Source organism: Brevibacterium sp., assembly GCF_031179145.1.
GTDB lineage: Bacteria > Actinomycetota > Actinomycetes > Actinomycetales > Brevibacteriaceae > Brevibacterium.
Genome location: NZ_JAPSIB010000006.1, coordinates 86,838 through 101,608, shown reverse-complemented (window position 1 = coordinate 101,608; position 14,771 = coordinate 86,838). Strand labels below are relative to the sequence as shown.

The 14,771-nt window shown below is 62.1% G+C and carries 12 protein-coding genes and 1 pseudogene; 11 read left to right on the top strand and 2 right to left on the bottom strand.

What is annotated here, in order from left to right:
* Positions 1–119: 119 nt before the first annotated feature.
* From RIT73_RS06570 to RIT73_RS06525, 10 genes are all read left to right on the top strand, one after another.
* Positions 120–563 carry a RidA family protein gene (locus tag RIT73_RS06570; protein WP_309131264.1) on the top strand — a complete coding sequence of 148 codons (444 nt, stop codon included), beginning with the start codon at positions 120–122 and terminating at the stop codon, positions 561–563.
* Positions 560–1,243, top strand: coding sequence for a DUF1028 domain-containing protein (locus RIT73_RS06565; protein WP_309131263.1), 684 nt, complete (start codon positions 560–562; stop codon positions 1,241–1,243). Before RIT73_RS06570 ends, RIT73_RS06565 begins: the two co-directional genes overlap by 4 nt.
* Positions 1,240–2,373, top strand: coding sequence for a M20 family metallopeptidase (locus RIT73_RS06560; protein WP_309131262.1), 1,134 nt, complete (start codon positions 1,240–1,242; stop codon positions 2,371–2,373). The genes RIT73_RS06565 and RIT73_RS06560 overlap by 4 nt, the downstream gene beginning before the upstream one ends.
* Positions 2,374–2,444: 71 nt before the next feature.
* On the top strand, positions 2,445–3,788 hold the full coding sequence (locus RIT73_RS06555; protein ID WP_309131261.1) for an MFS transporter: 1,344 nt from the start codon (positions 2,445–2,447) through the stop codon (positions 3,786–3,788).
* Positions 3,789–3,881: 93 nt separating this feature from the next.
* The gene (locus tag RIT73_RS06550; RefSeq protein ID WP_309131260.1) at positions 3,882–5,390 is read left to right on the top strand and encodes an aldehyde dehydrogenase family protein; all 1,509 of its coding nucleotides are present in this window, start codon (positions 3,882–3,884) and stop codon (positions 5,388–5,390) included.
* Positions 5,391–5,416: 26 nt separating this feature from the next.
* The gene (locus RIT73_RS06545; RefSeq protein ID WP_309131259.1) at positions 5,417–6,856 is read left to right on the top strand and encodes an aspartate aminotransferase family protein; all 1,440 of its coding nucleotides are present in this window, start codon (positions 5,417–5,419) and stop codon (positions 6,854–6,856) included.
* A 66-nt stretch (positions 6,857–6,922) separates the two neighbouring features.
* On the top strand, positions 6,923–8,338 hold the full coding sequence (locus RIT73_RS06540; RefSeq protein ID WP_309131258.1) for a cytosine permease: 1,416 nt from the start codon (positions 6,923–6,925) through the stop codon (positions 8,336–8,338).
* A gap of 354 nt (positions 8,339–8,692) precedes the next feature.
* Positions 8,693–9,121, top strand: a complete 429-nt coding sequence (locus RIT73_RS06535; protein ID WP_309131257.1) for a (deoxy)nucleoside triphosphate pyrophosphohydrolase — start codon at positions 8,693–8,695, stop codon at positions 9,119–9,121.
* Positions 9,118–10,071 carry an HNH endonuclease gene (locus tag RIT73_RS06530; protein WP_309131256.1) on the top strand — a complete coding sequence of 318 codons (954 nt, stop codon included), beginning with the start codon at positions 9,118–9,120 and terminating at the stop codon, positions 10,069–10,071. The genes RIT73_RS06535 and RIT73_RS06530 overlap by 4 nt, the downstream gene beginning before the upstream one ends.
* Before the next feature lie 133 nt (positions 10,072–10,204).
* Entirely contained in the window at positions 10,205–11,284 is a 1,080-nt protein-coding gene (locus RIT73_RS06525; RefSeq protein ID WP_309131255.1) for an AbiH family protein, read from the top strand.
* Between the two features lie 30 nt (positions 11,285–11,314).
* On the opposite strand, the gene RIT73_RS06520 is transcribed toward RIT73_RS06525, so the two are convergent.
* Both RIT73_RS06520 and RIT73_RS06515 read right to left on the bottom strand, forming a co-directional pair.
* Complete coding sequence (locus RIT73_RS06520) at positions 11,315–11,689, bottom strand: GNAT family N-acetyltransferase (RefSeq protein WP_309131254.1); 375 nt, start codon at positions 11,687–11,689, stop codon at positions 11,315–11,317.
* Positions 11,686–12,753, bottom strand: a complete 1,068-nt coding sequence (locus RIT73_RS06515) for a pirin family protein (RefSeq protein WP_309131253.1) — start codon at positions 12,751–12,753, stop codon at positions 11,686–11,688. The genes RIT73_RS06520 and RIT73_RS06515 overlap by 4 nt, the downstream gene beginning before the upstream one ends.
* Between RIT73_RS06515 and RIT73_RS17220 the strand changes: the two are divergent.
* Positions 12,697–14,637 (top strand): annotated as a pseudogene (locus RIT73_RS17220) (DEAD/DEAH box helicase); the annotation flags it as partial. The gene RIT73_RS06515 and the pseudogene RIT73_RS17220 overlap by 57 nt on opposite strands.
* Positions 14,638–14,771 lie beyond the last annotated feature (134 nt).

Sequence of the window (14,771 nt, the reverse complement as noted above, 5' to 3'; positions counted from 1 at the left end):
TGGAATCTGATTCTTAGATGATCTGCCTAACTTATAACTATTTCCCAGATGAACCAAAGGTTCCCAGAATGGAGGCGAGGGATGGAACGAGTCCCAGATCACTCGAAGAGGAGATGCACGTGGCTGAGCCGACGCACACACGACTGAGAATGTTCAACACCAAGGAGACTTACCCCGAGCAGAATCTCGACAATGACCTGTGCCAGGCCGTCGTCGCGGGTGGGGTCGTCTACCTGCGCGGACAGATCGGTCAGGACCTCGACACCCGCGAGTCCGTGGGCATCGGCGACGTCACCGCTCAGACCGAGAAGGCCATGGCCAACATCAAGATGCTCCTCGAGGAGGCCGGCAGCAGCCTCGCCGACATCGTCAAGGTCACCGTCTACATCATCGACCCCCGCTATCGCGAGGACGTGTACCGGACGATGGGCAAATGGCTCAAAGGCGTCTACCCCGTGTCCACCGGCATCGTGGTCCATGCCCTCGCCCGTCCCGAATGGCTCGTCGAGATCGACGCCACTGCCGTGATCAGCGACAAGTCGACCGACGAGGTGAACCGATGACCTTCTCCCTCCTCCTCCACGATCCCGACACCGGTGAGTTCGGGGCCGCGATCTCCTCGTCCTCGCCCGCCGTCTCCGCCCGCTGCCTCAACCTCGCCGATGGCGTCGGCGGAGCGAATTCCCAGAACGTCACCGACCCCCGCCTCGGCGCGCAGATCCTGTCCGAGATGGCGGCCGGCATGGGTGCGCAGTCCGCCCTCGACGCCGTCGTCGCCGCAGCCGATCCGACCGCGATCGCCTACCGGCAGCTGCTCGTCATCGACAGCAAGGGTGACACCGCCGCCCACTCCGGCGCCGAGGCGCTGGGCATCTTCGGTGCCCGCTGTGAGAGGAACGCGGTCGCGGGAGGCAATATGCTCGCCTCCATCGAGGTCCTCGACGCCTTCCTCGAGTCCGCACTGAGCGCGGCCGGGCGGATCGAGGAGCGCCTCTACGCGGGCTTCACCGCCGCGATGGCCGCCGGCGGTGAGGCCGGTCCCGTCCATTCGGCCGGGCTGGCCGTCGTCAGCGACGCCGGCTGGCGGGTCACCGACCTGCGCGTCGACTGGGCCGACGAGGACCCGATCGGTGAGCTCGGCCGCCTCCTCGACGTCTGGATGCCCCAGCGCGACGACTACGTCACCCGCGGCCTCAACCCGGCCGCGTCCCCGTCCTACGGAGTCCCCGGGGACGACCGATGACCGACGCCGTCAAGGACCGCATCTCCGCCAGGATCGCCGAGGTGGGTCCCGCACTCGTGGACCTGTCGAACGCGCTCCACGACGACCCCGAGCTCGGGTGGCAGGAGCACCGTTCGTCTGCGGCGGTGGCAGGAGTGCTGTCCGAGCACGGCTTCACGGTCGAACGGCCCTATCTCGGACTCGAGACCGCCTTCCGCGCAACCTCCGGCAGCGGCGACTTCACCATCGGGTTTCTTGCCGAATACGATGCTCTGCCGGGCCTCGGGCACGCCTGCGGCCACAACCTCATCTCCGCGATGAGCGTCGGCGGGGCGATCGGCCTCGCCGCGGTCGCCGACGAACTCGGCCTCACGGTCGAGGTCATCGGCACCCCAGCCGAAGAGGGCGGTGGTGGGAAGATCGAACTCCTCGAACGCGGCGCGTTCACGGAACTCGACTTCGCGCTCATGGCCCACCCGGCCCCGGTCGACGTCGCCGAGGCACAGCCCTTCGCCGTCACTCACTGGCACGTCGAATACACCGGCCGAGCAGCCCATGCCGCGGCCTACCCGGAGCGCGGCGTCAACGCCAACGACGCCTTCCTCGTCGCCCAGGTCGCTCTTGGCCTCCTGCGCCAGCAGCTGCCGACAACCGTTCGCGTCCACGGTGTGATGACCAACGGCGGCGAAGCCCCCAACGCGATTCCGGAGAAGACCGAGGGCCGCTGGTACGTGCGCGCCGAGACCACCGAGCAGCTCATCGAGCTCGAGAAGCGCGTCATCAACTGCTTCGAAGCCGGAGCGCTGGCAACCGGAGCAGAACTGTCGATCACTCCGGAGAGCAAACGGTACGCGGAGATGCGCACCAACGAAGAGGCCCTCGACCTCTACCGCGCCAACGCTCTGGCACTCGGCCGGAACTTCGACGTCGACCCCGTGGCCGCGACGATGAACCGGGCCTCGACCGACATGGGCAACGTGTCCCAGATCGTCGACGCCATCCACCCCTACATCGGGGTGGGCGGGGAGGCGAGCAACCACCAGGCCGCCTTCGCCGAATCCTGCGTGGGCTCCGAAGCCGAGAGAACTCTCCACGACGGCGCCACCGCGCTGGCCTGGACTGCCGCGGACGTCTGCCGCCAACGAAACTGAACTCCGCCTCGGCGGGCTGAGCCGGAATTCCGGCCGACCAGCACCACGATTCCAAAGGAGGAACTCGCGACATGACTGGTGTACATCCCGATATGAATGACCGGACCTACAAGAAGGGTCTGCAGAAGAGCGTGGTGGCCGGATCGATCGGTGTGCTCGTGCACTGGTTCGACTGGGCCGTCTACGCCTACATGGCCACCACGATCGCGGCGGTGTTCTTCCCCGAATCCGACGCCACAGCCGGACTCCTCGCCACCTTCGCGGTGTTCGCGGTCTCCTTCCTCGTCCGTCCCATCGGCGCGATCATCTTCGGCCGCCTCGGCGACCGGATCGGCCGCAAGCACACGCTCTCGATCGTCATCCTCGCGATGGCGATTGCGACCTTGATCCTCGGCATCCTGCCGACGTACGCCACGATCGGTGTGCTCGCTCCCATCCTCCTCATCGCCACCCGCATCGTCCAGGGCCTGGCCGCCGGCGGCGAGTTCGGCAGTGCGGCCGCGTTCCTCGGCGAGTTCTCTCCGCCGAAGCGCCGCGGGTTCGGGTGCAGCTGGCTCGAGTTCGGATCCCTGCTCGGGTTCCTCCTCGCCTCCTTCGTCGTCTACCTGCTCAACCAGGCGATGACTCCCGAACAGGTCCTCGACGGCGGCTGGCGAATTCCGTTCCTCATCACTGTGCCGCTGGGCCTCATCGGCCTCTACATCCGCCGCAAGATCGAGGACACTCCCGAGTTCGAAGCCCTGCAAAAGATGGACACCATCTCCCCGTCGCCGGTGCGTGAGGTCTTCAAGCGCAACCCCAAGGAATTCATCCAGACGTGCGGCATGGAGATCTTCATGAACGTCACCTTCTATGTCGTGCTCGTCTACCTCCTCACCTACCAGGAGACGAGCCTGGGCATCGACCCCGGGCGCGCCGCACTGCTCTCGACGCTCGCCTCGGCGCTGGGCCTCATCATCGTGCCGTTGGCCGGCATCGCCTCCGATCGCTTCGGCCGGAAGCCGGTGCTCATGACCGCCGCGATCGCGCAGACCGTACTCTCCGTGCCTCTGTTCATGCTCATGAACGTCGACACCCCCTGGGCATCGTTCGTCTCCACCTTCGGACTGGCCTTCATCCTCGCGATCATCCTCGGCACACACGCCGCAACCGTGGTCGAACTGTTCCCCACCCGGACTCGGCAGACTGGCCTGTCGATCGCCTATGCGGTGACCGCAGCGCTCTTCGCGGGCACCTCACCGTATGCGCTGACCTGGCTGATCGATACGACGGGCAACATCCTCAGCCCCGGATTCTTCCTCACGGTCGTCGGCATCATCGGCATCGTCACCGTCGTGTCGATCCCCGAGACCAAGGGCATCGACCTGCTCAAGGACGAGGACCGGGAGGGACGCCCGACCGCCTCGGCGGGCTGAGCACTGAATGAGCCGCCTCGATGGGGAGCTGACCAACCCCAGGCAGCCGACCGCCTCACCGACTCGACCACCTGCTGCGAAGGAGCATCACCCATGCACGATCTGACCACACCGGCCCCGACCTTCGAGGACTGGAAGGCGAAGGCCGCGGCCCTGACCATCGACGGTCGCCCCGTCATCGATGGGCGGCGAGTCGACGCGCTCTCCGGGAACACCCATGCGAAGACGAACCCCGCCACCGGTGAGATCCTCTCCGAGCTCCACCACGGCGAGGAGGCCGACATCGACGCCGCGGTCGCCAGTGCGCGCGAAGCCTACGAGGCAGGCAACTGGTCGAGGATCTCCGCCGCCGAACGGCGAGTGGCACTGCTGCGGCTCGCCGAGTTCATCGAGGCCCGTTCCGACGAGTTCGCGCTCCTCGACACCCTCGACATGGGCAAGCCGATCAGCGAATCGTCGACGATCGACGCGCCGGGTTCGGCCGCGCTCTACCGCTTCTACGGCGAGGCGATCGAGAAGCGCAGCGACGAGATCCCTGTGACACCGGCGGGCTCGACCGCGCTGGTCACCCGTGAGCCCCTCGGAGTCGTCGGAGTCATCGTCGCCTGGAACTACCCGCTCGAGATCGCGACGTGGAAGATCGCCCCGGCGCTGGCCGCGGGCAACGCCGTCGTCGTCAAACCTCCCGTCGAGGCCTCGCACTCGACGCTCCTGCTGGCTGAGCTCGCCGTCGAAGCCGGCATCCCGGCGGGCATCCTCAACGTCGTCCCCGGCCGCGGATCCATGGCCGGGAAGGCCCTGGCGCTGCACATGGACGTCGACATGCTCGCCTTCACCGGCTCCACCGAGGTGGCCAAGCAGCTCCAGCAGTACGCGGGCCAGTCGAACATGAAGCGTCTTGCCCTCGAGGCCGGCGGGAAGAGCTCGAACCTCGTCTTCGCCGACTGCGAGGACCTGGCCGCGGCAGCCGGCAAGGCCGCCTTCGGCGCCTTCTACAACCAGGGTGAGGTGTGCTCGGCGAATTCCCGGATCTTCGTCGAACGCTCCGTCTACGAGGAGTTCCTCGGCCTCCTGCAGCAGGCGGCCGAGAGCTTCCAGCCCGGGGACCCGCTCGACCCGGCGAGCGCCATCGGCTCCCTCGTCTCTGAGAAGCACGCCGACCAGGTGTGGGAGTGCATCGAGGAGGCCCGGGCCGACGGCACGATCGTCACAGGCGGCAACCGACCCGACATCAACGGCTCGCGAGCATTCATCGACCCGACGATCGTCACCGACCTGCCGGCCGACCACCGCCTCCACGAGCACGAGATCTTCGGACCCGTCGCCCTCGTCACCCCCTTCGACACCGAGGACGAGGCGATCGCGAAGGCGAATGAGACCCCGTACGGCCTGGCCGCCTCGCTGTGGACGGGCAGCCTCGCCCGCGCCCACCGCGTGTCCTCCCGGCTCGTCGCCGGAACCGTGTCGGTGAACACCGTTGACGCCCTCGGGTTCACGACCCCGTTCGGCGGATTCAAGCAGTCCGGGTTCGGCCGCGACCTCTCCGTCCACGCCCTCGAGAACTACACCGATTTCAAGACCACCTGGATGCAGTGGGGCTGAGGCCCCGCCCCTCGAAAGGACAGACAATGACACTCGACAGTACCGCCGAGGCGACCACCACGACCGCGACCCCCGCCGTCCCCACCGAGAACCTCTCCGAGATCGCCAAGCGGCATCTCGTCATGAACTTCACCTCGGCCGCGAAGTACCGTGACGCCGACCTGCCGATCTTCGTCCGCGGCGAGCACTGCTCGGTCTTCGACGAGAACGGCACCCGCTTCTTCGACGGTCTCGCCGGTCTCTTCTGCGTCCAGCTCGGCTACACCTACGGCGCCGAGGTGGGCAATGCCGTGCGTGAGCAGATGGCCGCGCTCCCCTACCAGACCACGTGGTCCGTCGCCCATCCCCCGGCCGCGAAGCTCGCTCAGAAGATCGCCGAGCTCGCCCCCGGCGACCTCAATCGAGTCTTCTTCGCCTCCGGCGGCGGAGAGTCGAACGAGGCCGCGATCAAGCTGGCCCGCCAGTACCACATCACCCGTGGCGAGCACTCCCGCTACAAGTTCCTCGCCCGCCGGGTCGCCTATCACGGCACCAGCTTCGGGGCGATGTCGCTCAATGGCATGACCGATGTGCGCAAGATGTTCGAACCGCTGATGAACGGCGTGCGCCACACCCACAACACGAAGCGCTACCGCCGCCCCGAGGCCGAGACGGAGAAGGAGTTCACCCAGTTCCTCCTCGGCGAGCTCGAGTCCCTCATCATTCAAGAGGGCGCCGACACGATCGCGGCGATCATCATGGAGCCGCTGCAGAACGCCGGCGGCAGCCTCACCCCACCGGCGGGCTACTTCCAGGGCGTGCGGGAGTTGTGCGACAAGTACGGCATCCTCATGATCGCCGATGAGGTCATCACCGGCTACGGGCGCCTGGGCTCCTGGTTCGGCTCCGACCACTACGGCTTCCAGCCGGACATGATCACCTTCGCCAAGGGAATCGCCTCAGCGTACATGCCTCTAGGCGGAGTCATCGCCAGCGACCAGATCATCGAAACCGTTCTCGACGGACCGGTCGGGATGTTCAACCACGCCCTGACCTACGGCGGCCACCCCGTCGCCTGTGCCGCGGCGCTGAAGAACCTCGAGATCATGGAGCGCGAGGGCGTCGTCGAGAACGTCGCCGAACTCAGCCCCTACCTCGGCGAGAAGCTTGACGGTCTGGCACAGAAGCACTCGGTGATCGTTGGTGACCTGCGTGGTGACGGTTTCCACCGCACGTTCGAGCTCGTCACCGACAAGGAGGCGAAGTCGTGGACGCATGAAAACGTCAGCGCCGCCGAGTTCGTCGGCTCCTACCTCAACCCGGCCCTCGCCGAGGTTGGCCTCATCTGCCGAGTCGCCATCGATGCGGAGGGCAATCCCCTCGTCCAAGTCTCGCCGCCGCTGGTCATGGGTCGCGAGGACATCGACGAGCTCACCGGGCTGCTCGACCAGGCGTTCACCCTCGCCATCGAGCGCGCCGGGATCTGACAACGACGACCCCGGGGAGTCGCAGAAGCGACTCCCCGGGCCAGAGCCGCTCAAAGGAGAGAACTCATGTCAGACATTTCATCCACCAACTCGAAGACGTTCGTGCGCTTCGAACAGCAGCACGTGCTGCCGATCCCTGAAACTGAACGCACTGGGACCAACTGGTCGCTGTTCGCCATCTGGGTCAGCCTCAACATGATGCCGTTGACCGTCATCACCGGAGCGGTAGCCAGCGGCGCCTACGGCCTGCCGATCTTCTGGAGCATCGTCGCGATCCTCGCCGGCAACGTCATCGGAGCGTTCGGCTCGGCACTTCATGCGTCTCAGGGGCCCCACCTCGGCGTGCCTCAGATGCTTCAGGCGAGGGCGCAGTTCGGCTACCTGGGCGCCAGTCTGTTCGCGATCATCGCCTTCATCATGTTCATGGGATTCTTCTCGAGCATCCTCATCGTCGCCAAGGACTCCCTGCTCGCAGTCGTCCCTGACTTCAACGGCACCATCGCCATCGTTCTGTTCGCGGTGATCGGGATCGGCCTGTGCGTCTTCGGATACGACCTGCTGCAGAAGACGATGACGTGGCTCTCGATCTTCATCGCCCTCGCCGTGACCGTGTCCATGGTCCTGTTCGCACTCGAACCTGAGGTGACCAGCCAGAGGTCCGAAGCCGCATTCACGTTCGAGGGTTTCTTCGCCATGCTGGCGATCGGTATCGTCTGGCAGCTCGCCTATGCCCCGTACGTCTCGGACTACTCACGCTACCTGCCCAAGTCCACCGGCCCGAAGACGGCATTTTGGAGCACATACCTCGGTCTCGTCCTCAGCTCTGTGTTCGTCATGAGCCTCGGCGTGCTGCTCGGTGCTGCCAACCCCGACAATCCTCTGGCAGCGCTGGGAGAGTACCTCGGACCCATCGGCATGATCGTGCTCATCGTCTTCGCCGTCAGCTCGGCACTCATCAACGGCGTCGAACTCTACTCGGCGGTGATGAACGCACTGACGGTGATGCAGTCGAACTTCAGGTCGACGATCACGCCGGCCAAGCGTGTGTGGACCACCATCATCAGCGGTGCCGTGGCCACGCTGATCGCGGTGCTCGGGCAGGGTGACTTCATGACGATGTTCGAAAGCTTCCTCACCCTGCTGCTCTACGTCCTCATCCCGTGGTCGGCGATCAACCTGGCTGACTACTTCATCGTGCAGAAGGGCCATTACGACCTCGACGACCTCTTCGCTCCCGATGGCGGGCGGTACGGGAAGTGGAACGTCGTCGGTCTGTCCAGCTACGGAATCGGGCTCCTGGCTCAAGTGCCGTTCATGATCACCCCGCTCTTCACCGGACCGATGGCCGAACCGCTGCAGTTCATCGACATCGCCTGGCTCGTCGGGTTCGTGGTCACGGCGGTTGTGTATTTGGTGTTGGTACGTGCTCGGCGGAAGGCGCCTGAGGGTGAGCTCGAAGTGGGTGCTGTCCGCTCTGACTGAAACCCACCGTCGCAAACGGCCTCACCTTTCATCGGTGGGGCCGTTCGCGCGAGTCGGCATAACCATGGATGAGTAGGCGCCAATGCGCTGCCCGAACCCAGCGGAATCTTAGTACCCAAGCTTGCAGTCAACTTACTGGCCGACGCGTCCCCTACGATGTACTGATTCTCAGCCGAGGACGAGGTGAAGCTGCTGCTTTCGCCCTCGAATTCGTCTTCGTCCATGACCCGTCGGGAGCGCTGAGCGGTCGCGATCATGGAATGTCCTTCTGCCTTCCGGGTCGCTACGTCGTAATTTCGCGCCAAATATCGGCCTCCTCAGCTAACCACTGCAATTGTGGATTAATCTGTAATCATGAGTGAAGCCCTCCAGGTTGTCGGCGCAGTTCTTCATCGCGACGGACAGGTCCTTGCATGCCGACGTAGCCCGCACAAGGCAGAGGGTGGCAAGTGGGAGTTCCCCGGAGGCAAGATCGAGCCAGGTGAGAGCCCCAAATCCGCGCTGCGACGTGAGCTCGAGGAAGAACTTGGCCTCGTGAGCGTTTCAGTTGGTGATCTCTTGACACGTGAGGTGTCGAATTCCAATGGACAATCGATTGACCTCGCTTGCTATTGGGCACAGGCCAGCGAATTCCCGGTAGTCAGCACTGATCACGACGAACTACGGTGGTGTTCGATATACGAGCTGTCGGACCTCGACTGGGCAGTCGCCGACCTCCCCACTGTCAATGCTCTACAAACTTCGGCGACGACTGACACAAAAGCCGGGAGCGTGCACGAATGATTTATGGCGAGCCCGACGGCTTACGCGAAGCCGCAATCAACTGGCTGAAGATGAGAACCGAAGATGGGCGAGAACCCTTAACCAGGGAAGACATCAAGGATTTCCAGTTTAATGGCGAACAGTTCAAGCTGCAACCGACGCAGCAGGGAATCCGCAAGCCTAGCGGGTTCGATGCGGCGCTCTCAATTCAGACAGTGTTCCGTTCACCAGGGCAAGAACGCCCCTACGAAGACGAGGTCGGAGCCGACGGCCTCTTCCGATACAAGTGGAGAGGAACCGATCCCGACCTTCCAGAGAACCGAGGACTACGAGAGGCAATGAGACGTCGACTGCCGCTCGTATGGTTCTGGGGCGTCGCGATGGCACCTGCGCGATTTCAGATCATTGCACCGGTATACATAGTCGGGGAAGAACCCGCACTCAATCAGTTCGTGCTAGCGACAGTGGACCAAGAGGACGTACCGGACCTCAGGGAGTACTCGACCTTGGAAATCGCCGCCCGCAAGTACATCTACAGACTTGCCAAGACACGGGTGCACCAACCCGTATTTCGTTCGACAGTCCTGATGGCTTACAAAAATCGCTGTGCTGTGTGCAACCTTGCGCATCCACAGCTACTGGACGCGGCGCACATCGTCGCTGACAGAGAGACGAATGGCATTGCCTCAGTCGTGAACGGCCTGTCTATGTGCAAGATCCATCATGCCGCATTTGATACCTATTTTCTTGGAATTCGACCAGATCACGTCGTAGAGATCCGGCACGATCTTCTCGAAGAGATTGACGGTCCAATGTTAAGACACGGACTCCAGGAGCTACATGGCAGACAACTGATGACACTGCCAACGAATAAGCGAGAACGACCACGAGGAGATCTTCTAGAGGAGAAATACGTACACTTCAAGACAGCATCGGTAGACGACATCACGTGTCGCAGCACAGAGAAGTAGCTTATATACCACCCTTTCAAAGTTTCTGCAATCGTTTGGATTTCCACTCGCATGGAGGGGCACTTTGGGATACCGAGATTACACTAAGTCGGAGTTCACGAAACTTCGCAAGCAACACAATATAATGGCGCTGGTGGGCAACGGATTCGACATACAAGTTATGCGAGAGTATCAGCAGCCATGGGATACTCGATATGAGACTTTCTACCACTATTTGAAGTTCCGTCAATTTGACGCCGGAAATCACCTCCTTGCGGAGATGGAGGAACTTCGGAGTCAAGGTAAGGATAACTGGAGCGACCTAGAGGCTGCGATTGGAAAACTTCTCGAGAGAGGCTCCTTACGCCCAGACGACGTGTATTCTTCCCTGAGACATGTGCAGCGAGAGTTCTCGAGCTTTCTCAATCAGGTTGCTTCCAGCACCCTGCTTGACCAGCTCGGCAACGACGCCATGGAGTTCAACTGGAGCGTAAATTCACTCTCCGGGTTCGTCGAAGACGTCGACCGGCATTTACCGCGATCCTCCTTTCGATTTCCATTAAAGACGGACCATTATGATTTATATAACTTTTTGTTCGTAAATTTCAATTACACGCCCCTCCTGGATGGATACGTCTATTTGGATCAGGAGCAATTTGATCCCCACCCGTTCAAATACGCCGACAGGAATTTCAGTTTTTACCCGAATCCGGCCAACAAAGAATGCGGCAGGGGAAATTCTGAAACAAAATGGTCGAGCTATGTACTTACAGACATTGTTCATCCGCACGGATATCAGGGAATCCCAAGGTCACTGCTCTTCGGAATCGATGCAGAGGGAAGAAATAAGAGTGGAGCCGATCCCAAGAAAAAGCTCCAGAAGCCTTTTTGGGCGCAAAGCGACACCCGATTTTCTCATCTTATTGACGATACAGATCTCTTCATTTTATTCGGTTGCTCGTTGGGCGAAACAGACGGTTGGTGGTGGCGCAGTATCTTAAAGTCTATATCGAACAATAACGAAAGTGAAATGATCATCTACTGGTGGTGCGGCGGAGTTGGAGCACAGATCACAGAAGAACACATTAGGACGAAATTTCTTAATGTAGCGCAGGCGGAAGTTCAGAAACTACCTGCCAAAATTAACGAACGCATACACGTTGTACTGTATGACGACAGCGTGGATCGTATCTGGCTAAATACGTCACGGATACAAAAAGAAGCAACGACTTGACAAACAGCTTGACTGATTTGTTTCGGCGGCCTAAGTCAGCTTCTCCACCACCGCGAAGTCCGCCCCAGTCGCATTGCGGAACTTCCCACCCTCAGCGAGGTAGTCATCCCCATGCTCCTGGACCCACCTGCTGAATAGTGGGCAAACCGGCACGACAATGAACCCCTGCTCACGCGAATCCTCCATCGCCTGCGCCACGAGCACCTTTGACAGCCCTCGTCCACCGAACTGCTTATTGACTTCGGTGTGATAGAAGATCCGCTCGGTCGCCGAGTCGGGACTCGCAACGAAATGAGCACGTCCTGCCACTTCCCCTGACTCGAGCGTGATCGCGTAGGACTTACCCGCCTCATCGAGCTCAACGGTCACCTCGGCGCCGGTGGAGTCCTTGAGTGCTTCGGTCATCGGTCGTTCTCCTTGTCGTGGTGTGCTTGGGCGTGTGGTGGCGGGTTCCTTCGGGCTCGGATTCGGACCTCCGGAAGTTCGGGCGCCGGCAGCCGGCTCATTCCGGCTGAGTTCCTTCCAGGACCACCGCTGCCGACGTAGCCGATGACCTCGCCAAAACGAGGACTCTCGTCCTGCCATTCCTGGCGGAACAGGCTGATTTCGTCATGGCTGCGGCCGACGAAATTCCACCACATGACGATCTCCTCCTCGAAGGGCGTGCCACCTAGGAGCACGATCCGAGCATCCACCTCGGCGCGGTTGCTGATCCGGATCTCGTTGAGGCCGACCCCGATGTAGCCGAGGGCATTCACCGGCAGTGCCACGTCCTCCACGGTCACGTCTCCCGAATCCACGAGGACTCCATGCTCGAACCGGTCATCGACGGGCAGATTCACCGTGGCTCCAGGGCCCAACCGGATCTCGGCGCCGACGAGCGGCGAATACGTGCTCACCGGCGACTGCGAGCCCGCGAGCTCACCGAGGAAGACGATAAGCTCTCCCCCATCGAACTCGACGGGTTTGGGAGCATAGTGTTCGAACTTCCGCCCTTCCTCGTGACGCACGGCGTCAGGCAGTGCCAGCCATAGTTGAACGCCGTGGAGGACCTCAGTGTCAGCGGTGGACACTTCGGAGTGGCAGATGCCCCGTCCCGCCGTCATCAGGTTGACCTCAGCGGGAAGGACCAGGCCGGCATTGTCCCCGGAATCGATGTGCTGGATGGCGCCCTCGAAGAGCCAGCTGACCGTCTGCAATCCAGTGTGCGGATGAGGGGCGACGTCCATGCCGCCTGTCTTTGATACGTCGTCGGGTCCGTAGTGGTCGACGAAGCACCACGATCCGATGAGTGAGCGCTGTCGCTGCGGCAGGGTCCGCCGCACTGTCATTGCCCGCGGCCCGCCCAGGGGAACGTCTCTGGCAGTGAGGATCTCCACCGGAGCGCGATCGCCCTGACGGCATTGCTCCTCGTGCAGTCCTTCGGCGCGGCAGAGCACCTGATCCGGATTGGTTTCGACATTGCTCACGGCAACTGCTGCCCTTCCCTGTACCTGGGCGAATTCGCTCGGCCACGGCCGATAGGTTCAGGCTACAACCCAAGAAGACGAGGCGATCACGCCCAGGCTCAAATTTCATGTCCGTACCGACTTCTAGTGTGGTTTCAACGTCATCGCAAAGGAGTGATCACTGTGAATGCCACAACTGCCACACCGGCTTCCCTCCGTAAATTGCTCGAGACGTCGAGCCTTCGGGGTGGGCGGGTGAGCAGTGATTCCTCCGCATCCACCTCGGCGAGGGACCACTTCGTTGAGAGTGTCTCCTCGCGCACTGCGGCAGAGGTGAACCCCGGTCTGTGGACCTGGCAGGCTGAGGCGCTCGACGCCTGGCACGCCGCGCGCTGCTGCGGAATCATTGAGGCAGTCACGGGTGCAGGAAAGACCGTCATCGGCATCACCGCGGCCTTCGAAGCATTCCGCCTCGGCGTCAAAGTGATGGTGCTCGTCCCGACAGCAGAGCTGCAGGCCCAGTGGCAGCGCCGGCTCCTCGAGACCATCCCACAGGCAGACGTGGGGACGCTCGGCAACGGACGTTCCGATTCGCTTCAGAACTGCGACATTCTCGTCGCGATCATCAACTCCGCGACTCGCAGGGCAGTGCTCCAACAGCATTCGATTGGCCTCATCATCGCGGATGAGTGCCACCGGTATGCCGCCCGAACCTTCGCCACAGCTTTGGACTCCGGGTTTCGGTATCGACTCGGACTCACCGCCACCTATCGCCGACCAGATCGTCGGGAGACCCGCGTCCTCGATCCTTATTTCGGCGGCGTCGTCCACCGGCTGTGGTACGACCGTGCTCTCGGCGACGGAGTGATCTCCTCATTCGACATCGCCCACGTGGGAGTTTCTCTCACGGATACGGAGAGGGCGGAATACCAGTCAACAAGTTCAACGATCAGCCGTCTGGGCATGTCTCTCAAGGTGCGGTTGAAACTGACTGAGGCTCCATTCGAACGGTTCATGCGGTCAGTGCAGACTCTGGCCTCGCGGAAAGATGACCAATCCCCTGATGCTTTCATGGCGAGAAAGTATCTCGAAGCGGTCAGCAGGCGTCAGGCCCTGCTCACCAATGCGAAGAACAAGCTCGCCATCCTCGACGAGATTGCCCCGGTCATAGCGGAATCTCGGGGAACGCTCGTCTTCTCGCAGACGGTGGATTCGACGACGAAAGCCGCCGCTCAATTGAAGCGAGCAGGTGTTGAGACGCTTTCGATATCGTCGGAGTCCAAACCGCACGAACGCCGAGGCGCCCTTCAGCAGTTCGGGTCCGGCCATGCAAAAGTGCTGTGCGCGCCTCGAATCCTCGACGAGGGGATCGACGTACCTGATGCAGATCTGGCGATCGTGCTGTCAGGCAGCAGCACACCGCGACAGATGATCCAACGGTTGGGTCGAATCATCCGACGAAAGTCAGATGGTCGCCACGGGCGGTTCGTCGTCCTCTACGCCACCGGCACCATTGAAGAAGCCCACCGAGAACAGCAGTTCGGTGCGGTGGAGCCGTACGCGCGGCGGATCGGTGAGTTCGATGAGACTCAGGCGCGGCCCCTGCGGAAGTTCCTTCGAGCACCGATACCCGATCTCACGCCTCGCCCGAAAGTGAGCTCGTCAGACGGAGAGACGCTCGGCGACTTCAGGTCGGACAGTGGCGAGCCCGACAGTCGGCGGCCAGCGGATGAGAGAGGTGATCCTTCGACTGACTGCGACATTCCTTCGACGTCAGAACCGCTGGTACTGCTCAAAGACACCGAGGGCGACGAACCTTCAGAGCGACTGCGACGCGTTCCGAATGTCGACGATCTGGTCGGCGTCTATCTCAGGTCGATCGAGCGGTACCCATTGCTCAATGCCGCCGAGGAGGTCGAACTCGCTCAGCAGATTGAAGCGGGACTCTTCGCCGAGCACCTCTTGAGTCAGGGGCGCTATTCGACTCGCAGGCAGCGCCATGATCTCGAAGAAATCCGCGATGAGGGATCGGCCGCATT

Coding starts and splice junctions, on each gene's coding strand:
- RIT73_RS06555 (WP_309131261.1), top strand. CDS start 2,445: ATGACTGGTGTACATCCCGATATGAATGACCGGACCTACAAGAAGGGT.
- RIT73_RS06530 (WP_309131256.1), top strand. CDS start 9,118: ATGATTTATGGCGAGCCCGACGGCTTACGCGAAGCCGCAATCAACTGG.
- RIT73_RS06535 (WP_309131257.1), top strand. CDS start 8,693: ATGAGTGAAGCCCTCCAGGTTGTCGGCGCAGTTCTTCATCGCGACGGA.
- RIT73_RS06550 (WP_309131260.1), top strand. CDS start 3,882: ATGCACGATCTGACCACACCGGCCCCGACCTTCGAGGACTGGAAGGCG.
- RIT73_RS06565 (WP_309131263.1), top strand. CDS start 560: ATGACCTTCTCCCTCCTCCTCCACGATCCCGACACCGGTGAGTTCGGG.
- RIT73_RS06520 (WP_309131254.1), bottom strand. CDS start 11,689: ATGACCGAAGCACTCAAGGACTCCACCGGCGCCGAGGTGACCGTTGAG.
- RIT73_RS06560 (WP_309131262.1), top strand. CDS start 1,240: ATGACCGACGCCGTCAAGGACCGCATCTCCGCCAGGATCGCCGAGGTG.
- RIT73_RS06545 (WP_309131259.1), top strand. CDS start 5,417: ATGACACTCGACAGTACCGCCGAGGCGACCACCACGACCGCGACCCCC.
- RIT73_RS06540 (WP_309131258.1), top strand. CDS start 6,923: ATGTCAGACATTTCATCCACCAACTCGAAGACGTTCGTGCGCTTCGAA.